Origin of the sequence: Flavobacterium sp. XGLA_31, assembly GCF_051547105.1 — a bacterium.
Taxonomy (GTDB): Bacteria; Bacteroidota; Bacteroidia; order Flavobacteriales; family Flavobacteriaceae; genus Flavobacterium.
In genome coordinates this window covers 15,555-39,988 of the sequence record NZ_JBPTTM010000006.1, presented here as the reverse complement: position 1 = coordinate 39,988, position 24,434 = coordinate 15,555, and the positions used below count along the sequence as shown (strand labels likewise).

Below are 24,434 nucleotides of genomic sequence, written 5' to 3'. Positions count from 1 at the left end.
CTCAAAATAGGCCATTTGACCGGTCATAAGCAGTCAGTAGCGGTCATAAGTAGTCATAAGCAATCTTTAGCGGTCATAAACTATCTTAAGTAGTCAGACGGTTGCGGGGCCGAAAAAAGGGCTATAGCTTTGTGGGTAATCAGCTGCTTAGAGGGCTGGGAAACACAGTAGTAATCCCTAAAAACAATACACTTATGGGAACATACAACAAGGGCATATTAGGCCCGTTTTCAGGAAAAGTGGGTACCGTCGTGGGTGCCAGTTGGCGCGGTAAGGACGTGATGCGTTCGCTGCCCAAAAAAACCGATCGTACCCCAACCGACACCCAGCTCTTGCAACGCGAGAAATTTACCGCGGTGTCTAATTTTTTAACCCCCATCAGTCCGGTCATCAGCAAGTACTATGGCCCCGGCAGTGGCGAGCTGACCCGCCGCAACCAGGCCATGTCCTACCACATGAAGGACGCGGTGACCTATGTAGACCCCGATTTTGTCATGGACTACATGAAGGTGCAGATTGCCAAAGGCGACCTGCTGGGCGTGCAAAACCCTGCCGTGACCTCGCCCGATCCGCACGGACTGAAATACACCTGGGACGACAACTCCGGGCAGGGTTCGGCTGTGGAGACTGACGTGTTGGTAGTCGTGGTGTATGCGCCCACCACCGGGCTGTACTATTTTACGCTGAACGGAGGCACCCGGGGAACGGGAGCGGCCAACATTACCCTGCCTACTTTTTTCAGCGGGGTAGAGGTACAGAGCTGGATTACCTTTGTGGCTGCCGACGAAAAGAGCTATGCCACCAGCGTGTATATGGGAGCGGTAACGGTGAGTTAACAAGAGGATGCCTCTTGGGCCTGCTAAAACTCCCCGGGATGGGGAGTTTTTTTATTGCCAAAAACTGCTGATAGCATTGAACTGGTCTTCGTTGCTTTCCTGTGCGCTGTATTTGTACAGGTTGTCCCAATACAGGGCGCCACCTATTTTGACCACGATTCTGTAATACCCTTTGGGAAGGTCGGCTATTTCCAGTAGCAAATTACCCGAAGTGGAGTCATGCAGGCTTATATCGGCGTTGGCGGTTAGGGTTTGTTCGGTGTACAAATCAGAATGCAGCACGGTGTTGAAATCGGTACTTTGAAAAATCTTTTGCGGCGTGGCGGGCACTATCCATGCATCGGTGATGGGCTCCTGTGCGACCACCATAACAAATTGAGTGGCGGGATTGGGATACATGACGAATTGGCTTTGGGTAAACACATTCGGGTTGCCGAGTCGCAGCGCAACGTCATCCGCGGTCTGCCGGCAATAGATTCCGGTTACTAAATTCAGAGCGGTGTTTTCGGTACCGCCGCCGGAATCACTGCCACAACTAAGGGCCAAAAAGGAGAGAAGTAGGGATAGTAAAAGTGTTTTTTTCATATGATTAGTAACAAAGGAACACCATGAGGTAATAGGGGTACCGGTTAGCTAGGCTAATATAGTGTTTATTATGACTGCTAAAACCTAAAATGGGAGCAATTTACAGAAGCAGAGTAGATAGTAGTTAAAGTTACTGAGGGGGTACTTTGAATTAAGATTAATCGAAATTATTTTTTTCTAAATCGGGGTTGATTTTAAAAAACATGGCGGAAATGCAAAGGCATAACACATAACAGAGGGGAAAAAAAATACTTTTTAAATTTGAAAAAATAGAAAAATCTAGAATCATGCAGCTAGTTAGAACTCCTAAAAATCCAATAAAGGCAATAGTATATTTTATTCTGTTTTTAGGGATGTCTTCTTTAATCATTTTTCTAAAAACAATAAAAATAATTACAAAGGTTGGGAGTGATAAGACTGATGCTCCCACTACAGAGGCAAAAAGTACCGGGCCAAATTCACTAAAATTTATGAATGAGTTATCATTTATATAGCTATTGATTGGCCAATAAATAAAAGGAGTTACAAAAATGGTTACAAGCCAGATTTTTGAAAGGTAAGTTAAGGATTTTGCATTCACTGATTTGTCTTTTAAAATAGTTCCGGCTAGTCTTGGTTAACCGATACAGTTTCCCAAGTAAGTATTGCTAATATAGAGTTTATGCTGACCAAAACCAAAAAAAGGGTATGCCCGGCATACCCTTTTTCACCATGTAGTTTATTTTGAGTTATTCTGTTTTACGTACCAGCAGTCCGATACCGCTGTCTTCAAGGATAAACAGCGTGTCGCTGTTTTTGCGTTGCAGCTGTATTTTGAGAATGCTGTAGTTGTTTTGCGGCGTGCCTATTTTGATTTCATTGGTGCTGTTGTTCCACTGCCATTGGGCTTTGACCAACTGGCGGGTAAGCATGGTGATGTAAATCGACTTGTCGGCCGTTTTCAGTTCAAAGCTGTGGTCCGCATTGAATACAAAGGTGCTGTTTTTGTATCCGGCCACCACCTTAAGCTGGGTGTCGTTGTTGGGCTTGGTGCTGATGACTTCAGTCACCGTCCAGCGACCCACCAGGTCTTTCTCTGCCGTGCCTTGGGCTCGGGTCATCCGCGGTGCCAATACCAACGGAAGGAACATGAGGTAAAGTATGTGTTTCATTACAGTAGTTTTTAATTAGGACATTCAAAAATACACTTTTTTTGGCTGTCTGTTGTAGTGTATAGTACAATTATAATGCCAAAAAGTTGCCAAGGCTGACTACCGCCACCCGAAAGCCACTCCAAAAAAGGCCAAAACGGTCTTTGGTGTCATAAAGTACGTAGTATGCAATAAAAACCCAATAAAATTAGAGACTCTGTAAATAAATAGTAAAAAAAATAGAGATAGTGTTTTTGTATTGTTGCTAAAATAGTATATTTATGCAAAATTTATATATATGGAGATTTTAGCCTGTCCCAAATGTCAAAGCGACACCATCGTCAAAAGCGGGATTATCAAAGACCGGCAGCGGTATTTGTGCAAAAAGTGCAACTACTTTTTTACGGTGAACAAGATGGGGAAAAAGATAGACAGTTACTATGTGACCAAAGCCCTGCAACTCTATTTGGAAGGGCTGAGTTTTCGCGAAATAGAGCGGATTATCGGGGTGTCGCACGTTACGGTGAGCAATTGGGTGAAGGAATTCAAACTCACCAAACCCAACCATACCGACTACCATCCTACCTATAAGATATACAACCACTTGGAACTGGTGGAATACCTCAAAAACAAAGACCATCTCTCGGGTGCGGGGATGATCATTACCGAGTTGGGCGACAAGTTCATGCTCATTAAATGGGAGCGTTTCAAGGATTAACTATATAGGTTAACAAATATATATATTCAAATTTTTTTCATAACACAAAATGTGGAATTTGGTCTCGTTAAATCAACCAAAACCAATAGTACGATATGAAAAAAATGATTATTACGGCTTCGTTGCTTTTATGTGCGGCCCTGGGGCAGGCGCAAGGCGCTTCCGAGTATGGCAGCGGACTGAAGGTAAACATCAACGAAGATGGTTCTAAGTATTTCAGAATCATCACCTGGGGTCAGTTCTGGGCCCAGCACAACAGTGACAAACCCCTCGATGCCAACGGCAACGAACAGGAGGACTTAACGTTCTCGTTGCGCAGGGTGCGTATGCTCTTATATGCACAAATCAATCCCGACTTTTTAATTGTGACCCATTTTGGACTCAACAGTCTGAATGCGGATAACATGAGTCCGACGGGGACCAAAGACAACTCGCAGTTGTTTTTACACGATGCCTATGTGCAGTACAGCCTGTCTAAAAACCACGCCATGGGAGGCGGTTTGCACTACTGGAACGGGATTTCGCGTTTGAACAGTAGCAGCACGCTCAACATGATGACACTGGACAACGAGCGGCAGACTTGGGCCAATTTAGGTTTATCTGACCAGTTTGGCCGCAGCATGGGAATCTTTGCCAAGGGTACCATCGATAAGTTCCAATACCGTGTGGCCATCAACGATGCGATGACCAACAATTTAGAAGCGGCTACGGTTCCGGTAAACGGCGGCCCGGCCATATATGCAGGGAAACGTTTGTTGGGTTCAAAAGAAGCCGGTAAAACCTATTCGGGTTATTTTGAATACAACTTCCTGGATACCGAGAGCAACTTCCTGCCGTATAAAGTAGGAACCTATTTGGGCAGTAAAAAAGTATTCAACATAGGAGCAGGGTTCTTCTTGCACCCCAGCGGTTCGGTATTGGCCGACACCAACGGGAAACTGGTAGGAGAAGATGTAAAAATCTTTGGGCTCGATGCTTTTTACGATGCTCCGGTAGGGAAAAAAGGCGGTGCCGTGACGGCTTATGCCTTGTACCAAAACAACGATTACGGAAAAGACTATAAGTTTGGCACCACCTACGAAACCGGTTCGATGATTTATGCGCACGCCGGGTATTTGTTGCCGTTAGCCTTCAAAACCAAATGGCAGCCGTATGTGTCCTACACCGACAGAAAGATAGACGCTATTGATGACAATGCCACCCAAATAGGCATAGGAGCCAACATGTTCATGACCGGGCACCACTCCAAACTGTCATTGGAATATAGCACTTTAAAATACGGCAGTGCCGACGCGGTGAATACCGTAACGCTGCAAGCCATGATTTACCTGTAAGCAATTTGACTTTAACCCATTAAACACGTACACAGTATGAGCGATAAATCAACAAAAGGAATCTGGAAAGTCATATCGGCTTCTTCCATGGGTACCATGATTGAATGGTATGATTTTTACATCTTCGGTAGTTTGGCCGTAGTGATTTCCACTAAATTTTTCCCGGCCGACAACCCCACAGCGGCCTTCTTATCTACCTTGGCCACGTTTGCGGCGGGGTTTGTAGTGCGCCCTTTCGGTGCCTTGTTCTTCGGACGCCTGGGCGACCTCATTGGAAGAAAATACACGTTTATGGTTACCCTGCTTTTGATGGGAGGGGCCACGTTCTTAATAGGGTGTATTCCCAGTTATGAAACCATAGGTTTTATGGCGCCTTTATTGGTGTTACTCCTTCGCCTGCTTCAGGGGTTAGCTCTGGGAGGTGAATACGGAGGGGCCGCTACCTATGTGGCCGAGCACGCGCCGAAAGGACAAAAAGGCTACTGGACTTCCTGGATACAAACCACGGCTACCGTAGGGTTGTTCATTTCGCTGATGGTGATTTTGATTACCAAATCGGCTTTGTCCAAAGAAGCGTTTGAAGCCTGGGGATGGAGAGTTCCGTTTTGGGTTTCGATTCTAATGGTGTTGGTATCGTACATCATTCGTAAGAACATGCACGAGTCACCCGTTTTTGCCAAAGCCAAGTCAGAAGGAAAAACCAGTACCAATCCGTTAAAGGAAAGTTTTGGGCACAAATACAACTTAAAATTCGTTTTACTCGCATTATTCGGCGCCACAATGGGGCAGGGGGTAGTGTGGTATACGGGGCAATTCTACGCCATGAATTTCATGAAAACCGTGCAATGTATCGATTCCTCACAAGTAGATACATTGCTGGGAATTGCCTTGCTCATTGGTACACCGTTCTTTATTGTCTTCGGATGGTTGAGTGACAAGGTGGGCCGAAAATACATCATGATGGCCGGAATGTTGTTCGCTATTTTGGCGTACCGCCCGATTTACAAAGCCATGTATGCCACCACTGATTTGACATTGAAAACCGAATTGGCGGACAAGACGGTTACCGTTCCTTCTATGAAAGAAGTGGATGAAACTAAAACGGATTCAATTTATACCACCAACAGAACCTACAGCGACGGGACCACCGTTGAGGAAATCAAAACCAAGCATTTTGAACACAGCATCCTGATGCAGGATGATAGCGGTAAGGATAAAATTGAAACCAAAGTCACCAAAACCATTACGGGTGCTGATAAAATGATGTTGATGTTCCTGGTATTCCTTCAGGTGCTGTTTGTAACGATGGTGTACGGACCAATTGCCGCTTTCTTAGTGGAGATGTTCCCGGTAAAAATCAGATACACTTCGATGTCGTTGCCTTACCACGTGGGGAATGGAATATTCGGTGGGTTGCTGCCGGCTATATCTACCTATTTTGTAACTTCGGCCAAAGATGCCGGTGATCCCGAATTCTATTTGGAAGGCCTTTGGTATCCTATCGCTATAGCCGCCGTTTGTTTTGTAATCGGCATGATATACATTGACAGAAAAATTAATACACTTCACGAATAATACATAGGAATTATGAACGCATTAAAAAGATATTTAGGATATGTATGGTTACTGCTCTCCGCAGCGGTTTCGTACTACAGTATTGGCATTTTCGGCGGGAAGCTCACGTCAGGAAAGCAGGAAGACTTAGTTTTTGGGATTATCATTTTCTTTATTTTGTTACCGCTCATTGTAACAGGATTAGCAATATTTGGTTATTATTGTATAACCGATGAATACGAAGAAGATTACGAGTAACCCAACTATTTTGGTTAGTTTGCAAAAGCTCTTATTTCATAAGGGCTTTTGGTAATTTAGGAAACAATGAAAAAAAGACACCAACAAAAATTAGTCATTCTCTCTCTGGGACTGCTCATAGGGCTCAACATTCCCATAGTATTGCTGTTTGATTCGGCACAATGCCTGTTGGGGTTTCCGGTGATTTATATTTATATTTTTTCGGTGTGGGCCTTCTCCGTGTTATTGTCTTATATCATCATCAAACGATATCATGAATAGTGCCGTATTACTTTTAATCCTTTCGGTTTACCTGGCCATGCTTTTTGTCATTGCCCACTGGGCAGAGAAAAAGGGGAACAGCAAGTGGACGGTCAATCCGTATGTGTATTCGCTGTCCTTGGCGGTGTATTGCACGGCATGGACCTATTATGGCAGTATTGGGCTGGCGGCTGAAAGCGGGCTGAGTTACATCACCATTTACCTGGGGCCTATCATTATCATTCCGTCCTGGATTGTGATTTTGAAAAAGATTATCCGCATTTCAAGAGTGAATAAAATCTCCAGTATTGCCGATTTTATTTCCTTGCGTTACGGCAACAGTCGTTTCCTGGGAGCTATCGTAACGGTGATTTGCCTCACGGGCATACTGCCTTATATTGCCCTGCAGTTAAAAGCCATCGCGGAGACTTTTCACGTGGTGACCAAAACCCAAACCAGCCACTACATTTTTGACGATACCACCACCTATGTGGCCATTGCCTTGGCGCTTTTTGCGTCGTACTATGGCACGCGTTATGTAGACGCTTCTGAAAAACGAAAAGGGATAGTCACCGCAGTAGCCATGGAGAGCATCCTGAAGTTGGTCTTTTTTGTCATCATAGGGGTGTATGTCACCTTCTTTGTTTTTGACGGCTTTGACGACATTTATCAAAAAGCATCGGTATTGGAACATTTCAAGGAAAAGAACACCATCGGCGGATTGCCTCAGGTCATCAATTGGTTCCTGCTTTGTGTGTTGTCGATGTTTGCCATCTTTTTGTTGCCACGACAGTTTCAGGTTTCGGTTATTGAGAACAACCGGGAGAACCACGTCAACAAAGCGATATGGTTGTTTCCGTTGTATCTTTTGCTGTTCAATATTTTTGTGTATCCGATAGCCTGGGGCGGTAATATATTGTTCCAAAAGGCTCAGGTGAATTCCGATTTCTATTCGCTGCTGATACCGCAGTTTTTCAACAACAAGACACTGACGGTATTGGTGTTTTTGGGCGGCTTCTCGGCAGCTATTTCCATGATTGTAGTGTCTTCCATAGGGTTGTCGACCATGATTACCAATAACGTGCTGATTCCGTACAACCTGTTGGGAAAACTGAAAAGCAAAGAACAAACCATCAGTAGTAAGACCATAGTCAACAGCCGAAAGATTGGGATTTTCAGTTTGATTATCGTGGCGTACCTCATTTACCGGTTTTTCGGGTTGGATTACAGTCTGGTGTCAATCGGGTTGATTGCTTTTGTGATTATTGCCCAATTGGCCCCGGCCTTTTTCGGAGCTTTGTTCTGGCGCAGGGGTTCGCGACTCGGAGCCGTTTACGGAATCCTCATAGGATTTGTCATTTGCATTTACACCCTGTTGGGCCCTTACGCCATTGGGTTGACCAACAGCCACAGTACCTTCATCTCTGAAGGGCTGATGGGGTATCATTTGCTCCGGCCGTTTCAGTTGTTTGGACTGGATTACCTTCAGCCGGTACAACATGCCCTGTTTTGGAGTTTGCTGTTCAACACGGTAGTGTATTTTGCGGTTTCGGTGAGTTTCAAAGGCAATTACCGCGAACGCAATTATGCGGAGATGTTTATTGATATCAACAAATACATCACCAACCACGAGAATGCTTTTGTGTGGAAAGGAACGGCCTATACCAGCGATATCGAAAAGGTGTTGATTCGCTTTTTGGGAGAAGAACGAACCAAGCGGGCGATGAACATCTTCAACCTGAAATACAATGTAGATAAAGACCAGGAGCTGGCCGATGCGCGTTTGATTAAGTTTTCGGAAAACCTATTGACGGGGCATATCGGGACGGCTTCCGCCCGAATTTTGATTGCCAGCGTGGTCAAAGAGGAGAAGATTACGCTGCCCGAAGTGTTGAAGATTTTGGAAGAATCCAAAGAAAATATCATCATCAACAAGAAACTGACGGAAACGTCTAACGAGCTCAAAGAAATCACGGCACAGTTGCAAAAGGCCAATGAATCATTGATGGAAAAAGACCAACAGAAAGACGAGTTCCTGGATACGGTCACCCACGAATTGCGCACCCCGATAACGGCCATACGCGCGGCCAGTGAAATTCTGCACGACGATGATGACATACCGGAGGAATTGAGAAAGCAGTTTCTGCAAAACATCATTTCTGAATCCGACCGACTGAACCGACTGATTGATAAAATACTCGATTTAGAGAAGTTTGAAACCGGAAAACAAACGATACATCCGGCCAAACACAATTTGGTTAAAACCATTGAAAATGCGGTTGAGCCGCTGCAACAATTGATTCGGAATAAGAAGATAACCGTTCACATTGAGTCAAAAGACAAGGTAAATGCTTTTTATGACGAAGACCGTATTGTGCAGGTGTTGACCAATTTAATATCGAATGCCATCAAATTCTGTCCCGAAAAAGAAGGACTGATCACCATTCAGGTAGTGGAGAAAGACAATTTTATACATACATTCGTCCACGATAACGGAAAAGGGATTGAACCCAACGATTTTGTGTCTATATTTGACAAATTTTACCAATCGACTAATCAAAATATCAAAAAACCGGTAGGGAGTGGTTTAGGGTTAGCCATTAGTAAACAAATAATTGATCACCACAAAGGAAAAATTTGGGTGCAACCAAGTACCAAAGGCGCTTGTATTGCTTTTACCCTGCCCAAAAAAGCGGAATCAAATCAATAGTTATGAAGAAAGTTTTAATTGTAGATGACGAGCCCAACATTGTAATGTCACTGGAATACACCTTCAAGAAAAATAACTTTGAAGTGTTTATTGCACGCGACGGTCAGGAAGCTTTGGATATTTTAAAAAACAACTTTCCTGATATGATCATCTTAGATGTAATGATGCCGATGGTTGATGGGTATAGCACGTTAGAACAAATTAAGAAAGATGCCAATTTGAAACATACCAAAGTCATTTTCTTATCGGCAAAAAATAAGGAAAAGGACATTGAAAAAGGGTTGGCTCTAGGAGCTGATGCGTATTTAACGAAACCATTTTCCGTTAAAAAATTAGTAGACCAGGTAATGGATTTACTCTCAAAGTAGAATTTTTAATTAACTCAATAAATAATAAACAAACTATGAAAAAAACAATTTTAGCTTTTGCTATTCTTTTAACAACGTCGATTGGTATTGTCTCGTGCAGTAGCAGTAGTGATTCATCTCCTTCAGGCTTAGCCACAGTAACCACAGTGGATGCTACCTCAATCTCGTCTACTTCGGCAACTGTGGGAGGAAATGTAACAGATGACAGCGGTAATACTGTAACAGCGCGCGGTATCTGTTGGTCTACTACTCCCAACCCGACTGTTGAAGACGACTTAACAACAGAAACAGGAACTACAGGGGCTTTTACCAGTAGTTTGACCTCGTTAACTGCCAATACGGTATATTACGCCAGAGCTTATGCTATTAACAGTGCCGGTACCGCTTATGGGAACCAAGTAACATTTACCACTGCGGCGGCTCCTACTACCTTTATATCGTTTAAATATAACAATGTTCAGTACACTTTTGTGGCAGAAACATGGGATAATGACAAAAAAGATATACACGGTTGGGATGGAATTAATATGGATTATAAAGTAATCGATCTTTATATGCCATTAAATCCTACTTTAGGCGCACATCCTATAACTCATTTTGGTGTTACTCCTGATCTTACTACTTACGAAGGTCATTTTCATTTCACGGCTGATTTCCTAACTTTTGACGGAGACACAGGAAACATCACTATTACCACGCTTAACAGTACAACTATAGCCGGTACATTTGAATTCTATGGCGTGGATGATAATGGTGACCCGGTATCAGTAACCAACGGAACTTTTAGTTCAACCCGAAATCAATTATAATAGCAACAAGGTGAGAAGCACCTTTAACTACTTATTTTTAAAAAGACTGGGTGTTTACATTCAGTCTTTTTTTTGTTTTTAAGCCCGGCGTTTTTGTATATACCTATTTAGCAAAAAAAATGAATTGTGTATGCGATAAACCGTTACATTTACTATACTGTTTCATTAATTAAATAGGTATAGTATCAATGAATTACAACTCATTTTATAAAGAAAGCATCGACAATCCGGAAGCCTTCTGGACACAACAAGCTGATGCTATAGAGTGGTATCAAAAACCCAGTACCATACTCTCGCAAGATGCCAACGGATATCCGCTTTGGTACGAAGACGGCATGCTGAACTGCTGTTACCTGGCCTTAGACAAGCACATACAGGATGGTCACGGCGAGCAGATTGCTTACATCTACGACTCACCGGTAACCCAAACCATCAAAAAATATACCTATAACGAAGTAAAGACCGAAGTGGCCAAGTTGGCCGGAGGTTTACTGTCACTGGGATTAAAAAAAGGGGAAACGGCGATTATCTATATGCCGATGATTCCGCAGGCGGCCTTTGCCATGTTGGCTTGTGCTCGCATTGGGGTGACCCATTCGGTGGTTTTTGGAGGCTTTGCACCTCATGAGTTAGCCATTCGTATTGACGATTGCAAGCCACGAGTAGTGCTAACCGCTTCCTCGGGCATTGAAATTGACCGACTGATTGCTTACAAACCACTGGTAGATGAGGCGATTGCATTAGCAACGCACAAACCTAAAAAAGTGGTGGTGCTCAACCGCAAGCTGGGAGCAAGGATTCCGTTTAAAAAATATGATGTCGATTATGATGCCTTAGTTTATGGTTCTGAGGAAACGCCTTGCGTACCGGTTGCGTCTACCCATCCGCTGTATGTATTGTACACATCAGGCACTACCGGAAAACCCAAAGGGATTGTTCGGGATACCGGAGGCTACGCCACGGCACTGAAATTTTCGATGCAAAAGATTTACGGGGTCAATCCGGGTGAGGTTTTTTGGGCGGCTTCCGATGTGGGTTGGGTCGTGGGACACAGTTTCATTGTATACGGCCCGCTGATTAACAGAAACACTTCGGTTTTATTTGAAGGGAAACCCATCAAAACGCCCGATGCCAGTACGTTTTGGAGAATTATTGCCGAGCATAAAGTATGCGCCATGTTTACCGCTCCGACAGCCATTCGTGCTATCAAAAAAGAAGACCCTAACGGCGCGTTTATCAAGCAATACGATTTGAGTTCGCTGCGGACCCAGTTCTTGGCAGGGGAGCGTTGTGATGTCTCTACTTTGGAATGGTACCGAGAACACATTCCGATTCCGGCTATTGATCATTGGTGGCAAACCGAGTCGGGCTGGCCGATGATTGCCAACATGATGGGGGTGGAATACCTACCGATCAAGCCGGGTTCTGCCGGGAAAGCGGTTTGCGGGTATGATATTCAGATATTGGGAGAAAACGGTCAGGAATTGGGGCCTAATGAAGAAGGATATTTGGTCATTAAATTGCCGTTGCCTCCGGGGACTTTACTTGACATTTGGAATGACAATCCGCGTTTTCAAGCCGGCTATCTCCAGCGTTTCCCAGGCTATTATTTTTCGGGAGACGGGGGCTATAAAGACGATGAGGGGTATATCTATGTTACCGGCAGGGTAGATGATGTCATTAATGTGGCGGGCCACCGACTGTCTACTGCCGAGATGGAAGAAATTGTATCCGCCCATCACTCTGTGGCAGAGTGTGCTGTGATTGGCATCAATGATGAGTTGAGAGGGCAGATTCCGTTGGCATTAGTGGTAATGAAATCAGGAGAAACCATTGAGCATTTCCAGCTGCAATATGAAATAGTACAGTTGGTTCGAGAGCAAATAGGTGCTGTGGCTGCTTTGCGCGATGTGATTGTGGTGCAGCGCTTGCCGAAAACCCGTTCGGGAAAAATATTGCGCAAATTGCTGCGTAGTATAGTCGATGGGGAACAGTTCCAAATTCCCTCTACTATCGATGACGAAGCCATCATTGGTGAGATTCAGGAAGAGTTGGAAAAAGCTAAAATAGGAAGCTATAAATAGCTATAGTAATTTAGCAATAAAAATAAATATGGCATACTTAGAATAAGTATATTTACCCATACAAAATGATAATAAAATAAGATTTACAATGAGTTATTACAAGATAGATAATCTGGAGCATTATTTTAAAATGTATAAAAAATCGGTTAGGGAGCCCCGTAAGTTTTGGGACAAAATAGCCGATGAAAATTTTACCTGGTACCAAAAATGGGAGAAGGTTTTTGAATTTGATTTCCAACAAGCCAGCTTCAAATGGTTTTTAGATGCTAAAGTAAACATTACCAAGAACTGTATCGACCGGCATTTGGCCCGTCGCGGTGATAAAACAGCTATTATTTTTGAGCCCAATAATCCTGAGGAAGAAGCCCAGCACATTACCTATAATGAATTGTATGCCCGTGTGTCAAAAATGGCAAATGTATTGCAGGAACAGGGGGTGAAAAAAGGAGACCGTGTATGCATTTACTTGCCCATGATACCCGAATTGGCTGTAGCGGTTTTGGCTTGTGCCCGTATCGGTGCCATCCATTCGGTAGTTTTTGCCGGTTTTTCGGCTTCTGCCGTGGCGGCGCGTATCAATGATTGTGAATGCAAGTTGGTCATTACGTCTGACGGTAGCTACCGTGGGAATAAAGCCATTGATTTGAAAGGGATTGTTGATGAAGCCTTAGAGAAGACCCCTTGTGTAGAAAAAGTATTGGTGGTCAAACGAACTCATACGGATGTACACATGAAGGAAGGGCGTGACATTTGGTTACAACCACTTTTAGATGCTGCAATTCCGAATAACGTGGCGGAGATTATGGATGCTGAAGATCCGTTGTTTATCCTGTATACTTCGGGCTCTACCGGAAAACCTAAAGGAATGGTACATACTACCGCCGGCTACATGGTGTATACGGCTTATACGTTTAAAAACATATTCAATTACGAGGAGAACGATGTGTACTGGTGTACCGCCGACATAGGTTGGATTACCGGACATTCCTATATTCTTTACGGTCCATTATTGAACGGAGCTACTACCGTCATTTTTGAAGGCGTTCCTTCCTATCCTGATTTCAGTCGTTTTTGGGAAGTGATTGAAAAACATAAAGTAACTCAGTTTTATACGGCACCAACAGCCATCAGGGCTTTGGCCAAAGAAAGTTTGGATTATGTGCAACGTTTTCCGTTGAGTTCGTTAAAAGTGATTGGTTCGGTAGGTGAACCTATCAATGAAGAAGCCTGGCACTGGTACAACGACCATGTGGGCGGCAAGCGCTGTCCGTTGGTGGATACTTGGTGGCAAACGGAGACCGGAGGGATTATGATTTCGCCGATACCTTTTGTAACGCCAACCAAACCCACGTATGCCTCATTGCCATTGCCGGGAATTCAGCCGGTGCTGATGGATGAATTGCGCAATGAAATTGAAGGCAATCAGGTAACCGGAAGTTTGTGTATTAAATTCCCGTGGCCTTCTATAGCCCGAACCATTTGGGGTGATCATCAACGGTATAAAGAAACCTATTTCACGGCTTTTCCGGGTAAATATTTTACAGGTGATGGTGCTTTGCGCGATGAGGTGGGGTACTACAGAATTACCGGTAGGGTAGATGACGTCATTATCGTTTCGGGCCATAATTTGGGAACAGCGCCTATTGAAGATGCTATCAATGAGCATCCGGCAGTAGCAGAAAGCGCGATTGTAGGATTCCCACACGATATTAAGGGCAATGCCTTGTACGGTTTCATTATTTTGAAAGAAGTGGGAGAGAGCCGTGATAAAGCCAATTTGGCTAAAGAAATCAACCAATTGATTTCCGACCAAATAGGACCTATTGCCAAACTGGATAAGATTCAGTTTGTATCGGGCTTGCCGAAAACCCGTTCCGGAAAAATCATGCGCCGCATTCTGAGAAAGATTGCTGAGGGCGACTTTAGTAATTTCGGTGATATTTCCACTTTATTGAATCCCGAGATTGTGGATGAGATTAAAGAAGGAAAAGTATAAAAAAAAGCGCCAACATACCGTTGGCGCTTTTTTTTAGAAACAGGATAACTATCCGTTTTCTTTCAGAATGACTTCAATGGCATGAGCCAGGCGGATGTCCTTGGTGGTCACACCCAAGCTGTCATGGGTGTACAACCGTATGATAAGCTTGTTGTATACATTGGTCCATTCCGGATGATGATTCATTTCTTCTGCCACGACGGCAATTTTATTGACGGTAGAGATGGCGTCAGGAAAACTTTTAAAGACAAACTCTTTCCGGATGGCATTATCTTCATACACCCAACCCGGAACATGCGCTAAGGCTTCAGTAAGGATTTCATTGGTTAACAGTGTCATAGTATGTGGTGTTTTGTTAGTAGAGTAAAGTTACGGTATTTAAAATAATTTTCAGCTTAAATAAACACTAATCTTTTTATTTATAACAAGTTGGTGTGTTTCTTTTAATGAGTCTTTTTTTGTTTTTAAAATCAACTTCATTAGGATTTTATTTATCTTTATCCTGAATAAACTTCTTAAACACTATGAAAAAAATCAAACGAGGTATTGGGCTTTTCTTAGCCGCTTTGACTATGGTCAGTTGTAACCCCAATGACGGGACTTCGGGTTTAAATACGAATAACGATACGGCTTTTGCCCAAAACTTTGGCAACACTGCCAACCGTGATTTTATCGGTCAAATTGTAGACAAAGACAATAACCCTATTCAGGGTGCCACAGTAACCATAGGCAGCACAACGGCACAAACGGATGTTAACGGGGTGTTTATGATCAATCACGCTTTGGTACACGAAAAGTTTGCTTATGTTACCGCGACCAAAATAGGATATCTTGACGGTTCCCGTTCTTTGATTCCGACTACCGGAAGAAATAATGTAAAAATCATGTTATTATCCAATGCACCTACGGCAACCGTAGCATCAGATGCAGCCAGCGAGGTGGCTTTGGAGAATGGAACTAAAGTAGCTTTTGACGGTGCTTTTCAGGATGAAAGCGGTGCGGCTTATACCGGAACGGTTTCGGTGACGCTGTTTCACTTATTGCCAAGTAATTCGAATCTGGATGCTTTAATGCCGGGTATGTTATATGCGCAAACGGCTACTAATGAACAAGCCGTATTGCAGACTTTTGGAATGATTAATGTGGAATTACGCGGAGAAGCCGGACAAAAACTAAATCTGGCCGAAGGACATACAGCCGAAATAACCATGAAAATTGATGATACACAATTGGCCACAGCACCAACCAGTATTCCGCTTTGGCATTTTGATGCAGCCAAAGGCTATTGGAAAGAAGACGGTGTAGCCACCAAAGTAGGAAACAATTACATTGGAGAGGTAAGCCATTTTTCCTGGTGGAATTGTGATGCACCGTTTCCGACGGTAACTCTGACGAGTACGGTAACTGATGCTAATGGGCATCCGTTAGTTAATGTTCATGTAGGGCTTTTGGCCGATGGTTTTTCTTATACAACTTACGGGGTAACTAATGTCAATGGACAGGTTGTCGGATTAGTCCCTTCCAATCAAAGCATGACGTTGACGGTATTGGATTCGTGTGGAAATGTAATTTACACTAGTACGGTAGGGCCTTTTACAGCCAATACCATTTTGCCGGCAATTGTGATTCCAACTTCTACCGTTCAGACCACCACAGTAACAGGTACGCTGAATAAATGTGACAACACCCCTGTGACCAATGGCTATGTCGCATTGCATTATGGAACCAATACCTCATTTTCGGCAGTGACTAATGGTGCTTTTAGCATCAACACTTTGGTTTGCAGCACGAACAATGCTTTTTTGTTAGAAGGAGTTGATTATGATAACCTTCAATCCACCAATCAAATTAATTATACCTTTACCACCCCCAACACAACTATTGGGATACTCACAGCTTGTAATACTGTTTCCGAGTTCATTTCCTATCAAATCGATTCTAATACACCAGTAGTTTTTTTAAATAATCTGGAGGGTATCGTTGAAGGAGGAAACTTTTCAGTTTACGGTGAAGTAAATTCAACCCAAAACATTACTATTGGAGGAAATAGTATTCTTCCGGGATTTTATACCCAAAATGATTTTTATATTGGAAATTCTGGGTCTAATTCAATTTTAGGCAATAATAGTAATAACATTAATATTCAGTTTAATTTGAGTACAGTCGGAAATATTGGTGAGTATATTGACATGACTTTCAATGGTACTTATCAAGATAGTAATAATGTTACACATACTCTGACAGGAACGGTTCATGTCCTAAGGGATAATTAATGAAATAGAATAACATAAAAAAAGCCTTCTCAACGAGAAGGCTTTTTTGTTATCCTAATACTTGGCTGACTTCACTTTTCAGATAGGTCAGTGCTACATTGGTAGCCGTTTCGTCCTGAAGTAAGGTGCTCAATATGGTTTCTCTCAACTTGTCGGCATCCGGGATAGAAGCGTCTAAAGTGGTTTTACGAATGTGTTGGATGATCGTATTTTTAGCTGTTATAATCATGGTCCAACAGTCATCGCTAATGTAAATTTGTTGTGCCAGGTTGTGTTCGTATTCCTGTTCAATATGATGAATCAGCAGGTTCTGGTAGGCTACTTTATCGTCATTCAAGGGCGCCACACGAATCAGCAGTTTTGCCGGATTGATGCGTTCCAGAAATAACGCCAAGCGCTCATAGGCCTGCAATCTCAAAGGCAAGGAGTGTTTTTGGTTTTCGCGCATCAGCAAAAAATGACGTTTCTTTTCTTCATTTTGCACAAACATCTGGAAGAAATAATAGGCCACACCACCGGTTATCAAAGCGGGTAAGGTGTAAAATGCTAATTCTAAAAGTTTATCGGTATTCATAACAGTATTACGGTTTTTTTCTTGACAAATATAAAGGATTATACCCAATTAAATAAGGGAAGTTTCTTTTTCAATCATCCAAAAATACCGTACAAAACTCCAAACTTTAGGTCTGAAACCCGAAACTTTGGGTCTGAGACCTAAAATTTCAGGTCTGTTAACCCCAAACTTTAGGTTCTGAACCTAAAAAATGCGGTCTGGGACCAGAAGTTTTAGGTCTGGGACCGGAAACATGCACTTCAAAACCTGAAACCTTCAGTTTTGGAGCAGGAAATATTATTTTGATTTTAGCTGTTGATAATTAGCTGAAATGCTATTGCAATTCCATCACAGGAACCTTAAATTTGTCCAAATCAACGAAAGCACTCAGTACTTAAAAATGCAACAGTATATTTCCCAACTCAACGAAGCCCAACAAGCCCCCGTATACCAAAAAGACGGCCCCATGATTATCATTGCCGGTGCGGGTTCGGGTAAAACCCGCGTGCTCACGATGCGTATTGCGTACCTGATGAGTTTGGGGGTGGATGCCTTTAATATATTGGCTTTGACTTTTACCAACAAAGCTGGCCGCGAAATGAAAAAGCGTATTGCCGACATTGTGGGAAACAACGAGGCTAAAAACCTTTGGATGGGAACGTTCCACTCGGTATTTGCCCGCATTCTTCGCAACGAGGCCGATAAGTTGGGGTATCCGTCTAATTTCACGATTTACGACACCCAAGACAGTGTGCGGCTTATTTCGGCCATTATCAAAGAAATGCAGTTAGACAAAGACATTTACAAACCCAAGCAAGTGCTGGGAAGAATATCCTCGTACAAAAACTCGCTGATTACCGTAAAAGCCTATCTCAACAATCCCGAACTTCAGGAGCAGGATGCCATGAGCAAAAAGCCCCGACTGGGAGAAATTTATGCCAACTATGTAGAGCGTTGTTTTAAGGCAGGTGCCATGGATTTTGATGATTTGTTGCTTAAAACCAATGAACTTTTAAACCGCTTTCCCGATGTGTTGGCCAAATACCAAGACCGTTTTCGTTACATCATGGTAGATGAGTACCAAGATACCAACCATTCACAGTATTTGATTGTCAGAGCGCTATCTGACCGTTTCCAAAACATTTGCGTGGTGGGCGATGATGCACAGAGTATTTATGCATTTCGCGGAGCGAACATCAATAACATTTTGAACTTTCAAAAGGACTATGACAATGTAAAAACCTATCGATTGGAACAAAACTACCGTTCGACCAAGAATATTGTAGAAGCGGCCAACTCGATTATTGATAAAAACAAAACCAAATTAGACAAAGTAGTGTGGACTGCCAATGATTTTGGTCCCAAAATAAAAGTCCACCGCAGCATCACCGACGGAGAAGAAGGCCGTTTTGTAGCCGGAGAAATCTTTGAACAAAAAATGCGCAATCAATTGCACAACGGGCAGTTTGCAATTTTGTACCGCACCAATGCGCAGTCACGCGCCATGGAAGATGCGTTGCGCAAACGCGATATCCCGTATCGTATTTACGGAGGACTGTCGTTTTACCAACGCAAGGAAATAAAAGATGTGTTGTGTTACCTGCGTTTGGTCATTAATCCTAAAGATGAGGAAGCCCTGATTCGGGTAATTAATTACCCCGCGCGTGGTATTGGTGACAGTACTGTTGAAAAGCTTACCGTGGCGGCCAATCATTACAAACGTTCCATTTTTGAAGTAATGGAAAACATTGAACGGATTGATTTAAAACTCAATGCTGGTACCAAAGCCAAGCTGCAGGATTTTGTCATGATGATTAAGAGTTTCCAAGTCATCAATGAGCAACAGGATGCTTTTGTACTGACGGAGCATGTGACCAAGAAAACCGGTTTGGTTCAGGAACTCAAAAAAGACGGAACCCCCGAAGGAATTGCCCGAATAGAAAATATAGAAACACTGTTGGGCGGTATCAAAGATTTCATTGAAGGCCAAAGAGAAATTGACGGAGCCCGTGGCGCCTTATCGGAGTTCTTGGAAGATGTGGCCTTGGCAACTGACTTGGATAAAGATACCGGTGATGATGACCGAGTAGCTTTGATGACCATTCACTTGGCTAAGGGATTAGAGTTTCCGTATGTGTTTGTAGTAGGCATGGAAGAAGATTTGTTTCCGAGTGCCATGAGCTTAAATACGAGAAGTGAGCTTGAGGAAGAACGCCGCCTATTTTATGTGGCACTCACCCGGGCTGAGCATCAGGCGTATTTAACCTATGCCCAGTCACGTTACCGTTGGGGCAAACTTACTGATGCCGAACCTTCGCGTTTTATTGAAGAAATTAAAGACGAGTATTTAGAATACATCAACTCCAATGACATGGGTGGTTATCGTTATAAACCGAGTATTGATTTGGATATTTTTGGCGATATTGATAAATCAAAATTGCGTACTGTAAAACCTGTAGCCGGAACACCGCCAAAAACCTATGGAGAAGAACCGGTCTCTTCGGTAAATATTCGTAAATTGAAACCGGTATCGGGTAATGCACCCAGTGGCAGTACTAATTTATTTGACAGCAAATTAACTATTGGGAATATAGTCATGCACGAACGCTTTGGTAAAGGCGAAGTGCTTAATTTGGAAGGAGTAGGAGCAGATAAAAAAGCAGAAATCAAATTTGAAGTGGGTGGCATTAAGAAACTTTTACTTCGATTTGCCAAACTGGATGTAATTGGCTAAAACGTTTTGCAATACAATCTAAAGATTTAACAATCAATCTAAATTATGGCAGAATTTATCAAAATATACGAAGACAAGCCCAGCGAGGCAGCCATTAAAAGAGTAGTGGAAGTATTGCGTAACGGTGGTTTGATTATTTATCCTACCGATACAGTTTACGGTTTGGGTTGTGATATCACCAATAGCAGGGCATTAGAGCGCATAGCCAAAATCAAAGACATCAAGTTGGAAAAAGCTAACTTTTCATTTGTGTGTAGTGATTTAAGCAATCTGTCTGATTATGTGCGCCAAATAGACACTTCGACCTTTAAAATATTAAAACGGGCTTTACCCGGACCTTATACCTTCATTTTGCCCGGGAATAATGATTTACCCAAAGAGTTCCGCAAGAAAAAAACTGTTGGGATTCGCGTGCCGGACAACAACATTGCTTTGGAAATTGTAAAAATGCTGGGCAATCCTATTGTTTCTACTTCAATTCACGATGATGATGAGGTGTTGGAATACTCTACGGATCCGGAATTGATTTTTGAGAAATGGCAAAATCGCGTGGATATGGTAATTGACGGAGGTTATGGTGATAATGTCGGTTCTACGGTGATAGATTTATCAGGATATGAGCCGATAGTGATTCGTGAAGGTAAAGGAGATCCGGATATTTTTTAGCAAGAGAACTTTGCAAAGTTCAAAGCATAAAAAAACGTCCTGATTTCTCGGGACGTTTTTTATATTATTTAAAGAAATTATTTCTTCTGATTCTTCATTTCTTTTTCAATCATGTCGTAGAACTCGTCAATTTTTGGCATTACCACAATACGGGTTCTTCTGTTTTTAGCTCTGTTGTCAGCGGTGTTGTTATCCACTAATGGAATGAATTCGCTTCTTCCTGCTGCAATCAATTGAGCCGGGCTAACACCAAGATCTTTGGTTAAGACTCTTACGATAGCCGTTGAACGTTTTACACTTAAATCCCAGTTGTCAAGCAAAATGGCATTTCCGGTAAACGGAACGTTATCAGTATGACCTTCTACCATACATTCAAATGTAGGACGACTGTTGATTACTTTAGCTACTTTAGCTAATACTTCTTTAGCTCGGTCACTAACGGTATAGCTTCCGCTTTTGAATAATAATTTATCAGCAATAGAGATGAAAACTACACCTTTCTCTACATTAATTTCAATATCCGGATCAGCAATACCTACGGAGCTTTTTAAGCTGGTTACTAAAGCCAAAGTTACACTGTCTTTTTTGGTTAAGGCATCTTGCAGACGGGAAATTTTAAGATCTTTCTCTTTTAAACTTTCTAATGATTTCTCTAAATTTTGAGCCCCTTTTGTAGTTAAAACAGTCAGTTCTTTCGAATTGTTAATCAAATCGGAATTGTTTTGTTTTAAATAGTCATTTTGTTTGGAAAGCGCATCTTTTTCAGATAAGCATAAGTTCAGTTTAACAGTAGTTGAATTCAATAAGTCTTGACATTCTTTGTTTTGAGCTTCTAAAGCGGCAATTTTTTTCTTTGAGCCACAAGAAGTTAACGTCAGTGCGAATAACGAAAGTGCAAAAATTACTTTTTTCATAAGATAGTGTAATTAAAATTTTAACAAAAGTACGGATTATTTTAGTTTTAGTCAGTTTATTCGAATGATAAACTCTTGTTAAAATCATTACTCAAAAATGGTGCCGTTTTGTACGAAGTAGCGATATACAATGCTCTGTGAACGATAGTAGTTTTCCAGTGATGAACGGTTTCTTTTTTTTAATGTTTTGTTAATCAGGCTGTAAAAAGCAAAATGAGCTCTGATGATTGCCCAACAATGCACAAATTTTCCTTTGAAAATAAATTGAATCCCGGCCAAACCGTCTAAACAAAGTCGAGCAAAAATAATAGGGAACATCTTCTTTTCCGGCAAATTTTTAGCCAGCATTAACAGGGAGTTCCGAAAGTTCAGAAATGTTTTCTTTGGATTGCTCTCATTTAAAGTAGCCCCACCCACATGATAAACCACAGAGGAATGAGTGTATTTGGCTTTGAAACCTAAATTAAACGCACGCCAGCACAAATCAATCTCTTCCTGATGTGCAAAGAAATCATCGTCAAAACCATGTAGTGTTTGATAAATGGCTTTTCTGATAAAAAAACAGGCGCCGCTGGCCCAAAAGATTTCCTGCTCATCATCATATTGACCGTTATCTTTTTCAATAGTGTCAAATACCCGGCCGCGACAGTACGGATAACCGAATTTGTCAATAAAACCACCGGCAGCACCTGCATATTCAAAGTAGTCTTTATTTTTATAGTCTAATATTTTGGGTTGGATGATGCCAATATTAGGTTCGTTGTCAAAAATAGAAAGCGGAGCTTGGAGCCAATTTTCAGTGACTTCAATATCAGAATTTACTAAAGCATAATACTCTTCTTCGACTTGTTGTAAAGCTACATTATAGCCTTTTGCAAAACCAAAATTGCCTTCGTTCTGAATAATCTTTACGGAGGGAAATTGAGCTTTAATCACAGCGACTGAATTGTCAGTGGAAGCATTATCAGCTACGTAGACCGTTGCTTGCTCAGAATAAGCCAACACCGAAGGTAAAAACCGTTCTAATAGTTTTGCTCCGTTCCAATTCAGTATGACAACAGCAATTTTTTTCAAATGATTATAGGGTTAATGGGTTATTTGAAAAATGGGGTAGTTCTTTTAGAAAAATGTAGGTTTCATTTTCAAAGTCCATTTGACAAAAGTAATGATTTAGTCCGTTGGTTACCATCAGATATTCTGCCTTTAGTGTTAAGTTATAACGAGCTATTTGATCAAAGGTTTGTTGCGTGATTTTTACTTCAGGAGCTTTGCATTCAACTAATAAAAATAATCTCCCATCAGGTTGAAAAACAACTACATCATACCTTTTATTTAAATCATTGACTTTGATTAATTTTTCAACGTTGATATAGGATTTTGGATAGCTTTTTTCATGTAACAAAAACTGAACCGTGTGTTGTCTTACCCATTCTTCGGGAGTTAAAATGATAAACTTTTTCCGGATGTCATCAAAAATAGACACTTTATTTTCACTATTTTTGAAGCGAAACGAATAAGCAGGAAAATTGAGTTTTTGCATGCAACAAATCTATTATCAATTAACCGAATAACCAAATTAACTTGTTTTGGACGAAGTAGTAAAAATCATTAATGATATTAAGGCCGGTAACATTAAACCCATTTATTTTCTAATGGGAGAAGAACCTTATTATATTGATAAAATCACGGAATATCTGGAGAATAATTTGTTGACTGAAGAAGAAAAAGGCTTCAATCAAATGGTATTGTACGGAAGAGACGTGACGGTTGAGGATATCGTAGGCAATGCAAAGCGTTATCCGATGATGGCTGAACGTCAAGTAGTTATTGTAAAAGAAGCTCAGGAACTTTCCAGAACTATTGATAAACTCGAATCCTATGCCGAAAATCCCCAACCTACAACGGTTTTGGTGATGGCTTATAAATACAAAACACTTGACAAACGAAAAAAAGTTACCAAAGTATTGGGCAAACACGGTCTGGTTTATGAAAGTAAAAAAATGTATGAAAACCAGGTCGGCGAATGGATTAAACGGGTTTTAAAAGGCAGAGGATACGATATAGAACCAAAGGCTATGGCCATGTTGGTGGAATTTTTAGGAAATGATTTGAGCCGAATTGCCAATGAATTGACCAAACTGGAAATTATTTTGCCAAAAGGAAGTACTATTACTCCAAATCACATTGAAGAAAATATCGGTTTCAGCAAAGATTTCAATGTCTTTGAATTCCGAAAAGCCATAGGCGAAAAAAACCAATTGAAAGCGTACCAAATTGCTGCTTATTTTGCCAATAATACAAAAGATAATCCTTTGGTAGTGACTACCGGACTGGTCTTTAGTTTTTTTTCTTCCTTACTCCAATACCACGGACTTAAAGACAAATCACCGGCTAATGTAGCTAAAGTATTGAAAGTGAATCCTTATTTCTTAAAAGATTATGATGTGGCTTTGCGTCATTATCCGATGAAAAAAGTAAGTGCCATTGTCGGTAAACTTCGCGATATTGATGTGAAAAGCAAAGGAGTAGGAGCTAATGCACTCCCGCATGGCGATTTGTTGAAAGAAATGCTAGTGACTATTTTTAATTGATGCTTTTTCCAAGTAGGGATTTTAGCTGTTCAATTGTTTTCCTTATTGCTCCCTTAGCTGCTTGTTAGAATCCTCTTATGC

At 41.8% G+C, this 24,434-nt stretch carries 23 protein-coding genes; 15 read left to right on the top strand and 8 right to left on the bottom strand.

Translation table 11 applies throughout. From position 1 onward, the window contains the following. The first annotated feature begins 194 nt into the window (after positions 1–194). Entirely contained in the window at positions 195–836 is a 642-nt protein-coding gene (locus ACSVH6_RS10975) for a DUF6266 family protein (RefSeq protein WP_438078427.1), read from the top strand. Between the two features lie 51 nt (positions 837–887). On the opposite strand, the gene ACSVH6_RS10970 is transcribed toward ACSVH6_RS10975, so the two are convergent. From ACSVH6_RS10970 to ACSVH6_RS10960, 3 genes are all read right to left on the bottom strand, one after another. Next, positions 888–1,421: a hypothetical protein gene (locus ACSVH6_RS10970; protein WP_438078425.1), complete on the bottom strand. Its 534-nt coding sequence runs from the start codon at positions 1,419–1,421 to the stop codon at positions 888–890. 157 nt (positions 1,422–1,578) lie between these two features. Then, positions 1,579–2,001, bottom strand: coding sequence for a hypothetical protein (locus ACSVH6_RS10965; protein WP_438078423.1), 423 nt, complete (start codon positions 1,999–2,001; stop codon positions 1,579–1,581). Between the two features lie 148 nt (positions 2,002–2,149). Next, a complete protein-coding gene (locus ACSVH6_RS10960) occupies positions 2,150–2,572 on the bottom strand; it encodes a hypothetical protein (RefSeq protein WP_438078421.1) in 423 nt (140 codons plus the stop codon). Between the two features lie 277 nt (positions 2,573–2,849). On the opposite strand from ACSVH6_RS10960, the gene ACSVH6_RS10955 reads away from it, so the two are divergent. The 10 genes from ACSVH6_RS10955 to acs all read left to right on the top strand — a co-directional run bounded on the left by ACSVH6_RS10955 (position 2,850) and on the right by acs (position 14,622). After that, positions 2,850–3,269, top strand: a complete 420-nt coding sequence (locus ACSVH6_RS10955; protein WP_438078419.1) for a transposase-like zinc-binding domain-containing protein — start codon at positions 2,850–2,852, stop codon at positions 3,267–3,269. 95 nt (positions 3,270–3,364) lie between these two features. Then, on the top strand, positions 3,365–4,603 hold the full coding sequence (locus ACSVH6_RS10950) for a hypothetical protein (RefSeq protein WP_438078417.1): 1,239 nt from the start codon (positions 3,365–3,367) through the stop codon (positions 4,601–4,603). 36 nt (positions 4,604–4,639) lie between these two features. Continuing rightward, on the top strand, positions 4,640–6,178 hold the full coding sequence (locus ACSVH6_RS10945) for an MFS transporter (RefSeq protein WP_438078415.1): 1,539 nt from the start codon (positions 4,640–4,642) through the stop codon (positions 6,176–6,178). Positions 6,179–6,190: 12 nt separating this feature from the next. After that, on the top strand, positions 6,191–6,415 hold the full coding sequence (locus ACSVH6_RS10940; RefSeq protein WP_438078413.1) for a DUF6814 family protein: 225 nt from the start codon (positions 6,191–6,193) through the stop codon (positions 6,413–6,415). 66 nt (positions 6,416–6,481) lie between these two features. Beyond that, positions 6,482–6,676: a hypothetical protein gene (locus tag ACSVH6_RS10935; RefSeq protein ID WP_438078411.1), complete on the top strand. Its 195-nt coding sequence runs from the start codon at positions 6,482–6,484 to the stop codon at positions 6,674–6,676. Further along, positions 6,669–9,365 carry an ATP-binding protein gene (locus tag ACSVH6_RS10930; RefSeq protein WP_438078409.1) on the top strand — a complete coding sequence of 899 codons (2,697 nt, stop codon included), beginning with the start codon at positions 6,669–6,671 and terminating at the stop codon, positions 9,363–9,365. Before ACSVH6_RS10935 ends, ACSVH6_RS10930 begins: the two co-directional genes overlap by 8 nt. A 2-nt stretch (positions 9,366–9,367) precedes the next feature. Next, a complete protein-coding gene (locus ACSVH6_RS10925) occupies positions 9,368–9,733 on the top strand; it encodes a response regulator transcription factor (protein WP_438078407.1) in 366 nt (121 codons plus the stop codon). Positions 9,734–9,768: 35 nt separating this feature from the next. After that, positions 9,769–10,542 (top strand): hypothetical protein, encoded by a 774-nt coding sequence (locus ACSVH6_RS10920; RefSeq protein WP_438078405.1) that lies wholly within the window; start codon positions 9,769–9,771, stop codon positions 10,540–10,542. 188 nt (positions 10,543–10,730) lie between these two features. Then, the gene (locus tag ACSVH6_RS10915) at positions 10,731–12,626 is read left to right on the top strand and encodes an AMP-binding protein (protein WP_438078403.1); all 1,896 of its coding nucleotides are present in this window, start codon (positions 10,731–10,733) and stop codon (positions 12,624–12,626) included. A gap of 88 nt (positions 12,627–12,714) precedes the next feature. Further along, on the top strand, positions 12,715–14,622 hold the full coding sequence (acs, locus tag ACSVH6_RS10910; RefSeq protein WP_438078401.1) for an acetate--CoA ligase: 1,908 nt from the start codon (positions 12,715–12,717) through the stop codon (positions 14,620–14,622). 48 nt (positions 14,623–14,670) lie between these two features. On the opposite strand, the gene ACSVH6_RS10905 is transcribed toward acs, so the two are convergent. Further along, complete coding sequence (locus ACSVH6_RS10905; protein ID WP_438078399.1) at positions 14,671–14,961, bottom strand: 4a-hydroxytetrahydrobiopterin dehydratase; 291 nt, start codon at positions 14,959–14,961, stop codon at positions 14,671–14,673. Positions 14,962–15,146: 185 nt separating this feature from the next. Here ACSVH6_RS10905 and ACSVH6_RS10900 point away from each other — a divergent pair, with 185 nt between their 5' ends. Continuing rightward, complete coding sequence (locus ACSVH6_RS10900; protein WP_438078397.1) at positions 15,147–16,895, top strand: hypothetical protein; 1,749 nt, start codon at positions 15,147–15,149, stop codon at positions 16,893–16,895. Between the two features lie 49 nt (positions 16,896–16,944). On the opposite strand, the gene ACSVH6_RS10895 is transcribed toward ACSVH6_RS10900, so the two are convergent. Beyond that, a complete protein-coding gene (locus tag ACSVH6_RS10895) occupies positions 16,945–17,469 on the bottom strand; it encodes a hypothetical protein (protein WP_438078395.1) in 525 nt (174 codons plus the stop codon). A gap of 379 nt (positions 17,470–17,848) precedes the next feature. On the opposite strand from ACSVH6_RS10895, the gene ACSVH6_RS10890 reads away from it, so the two are divergent. Continuing rightward, complete coding sequence (locus ACSVH6_RS10890; protein ID WP_438078393.1) at positions 17,849–20,182, top strand: ATP-dependent helicase; 2,334 nt, start codon at positions 17,849–17,851, stop codon at positions 20,180–20,182. A gap of 45 nt (positions 20,183–20,227) precedes the next feature. Continuing rightward, positions 20,228–20,848 carry an L-threonylcarbamoyladenylate synthase gene (locus ACSVH6_RS10885; RefSeq protein WP_438078391.1) on the top strand — a complete coding sequence of 207 codons (621 nt, stop codon included), beginning with the start codon at positions 20,228–20,230 and terminating at the stop codon, positions 20,846–20,848. Between the two features lie 77 nt (positions 20,849–20,925). On the opposite strand, the gene ACSVH6_RS10880 is transcribed toward ACSVH6_RS10885, so the two are convergent. The 3 genes from ACSVH6_RS10880 to ACSVH6_RS10870 all read right to left on the bottom strand — a co-directional run bounded on the left by ACSVH6_RS10880 (position 20,926) and on the right by ACSVH6_RS10870 (position 23,302). Next, on the bottom strand, positions 20,926–21,762 hold the full coding sequence (locus tag ACSVH6_RS10880; RefSeq protein WP_438078389.1) for an OmpA/MotB family protein: 837 nt from the start codon (positions 21,760–21,762) through the stop codon (positions 20,926–20,928). A gap of 87 nt (positions 21,763–21,849) precedes the next feature. Next, entirely contained in the window at positions 21,850–22,836 is a 987-nt protein-coding gene (locus ACSVH6_RS10875; RefSeq protein WP_438078387.1) for a glycosyltransferase family 2 protein, read from the bottom strand. Positions 22,837–22,840: 4 nt separating this feature from the next. Then, positions 22,841–23,302, bottom strand: coding sequence for a type I restriction enzyme HsdR N-terminal domain-containing protein (locus tag ACSVH6_RS10870; RefSeq protein ID WP_438078385.1), 462 nt, complete (start codon positions 23,300–23,302; stop codon positions 22,841–22,843). Positions 23,303–23,348: 46 nt separating this feature from the next. Between ACSVH6_RS10870 and holA the strand changes: the two genes are divergently transcribed. Beyond that, a complete protein-coding gene (gene holA, locus ACSVH6_RS10865) occupies positions 23,349–24,353 on the top strand; it encodes a DNA polymerase III subunit delta (protein ID WP_438078384.1) in 1,005 nt (334 codons plus the stop codon). Positions 24,354–24,434: the final 81 nt, after the last annotated feature.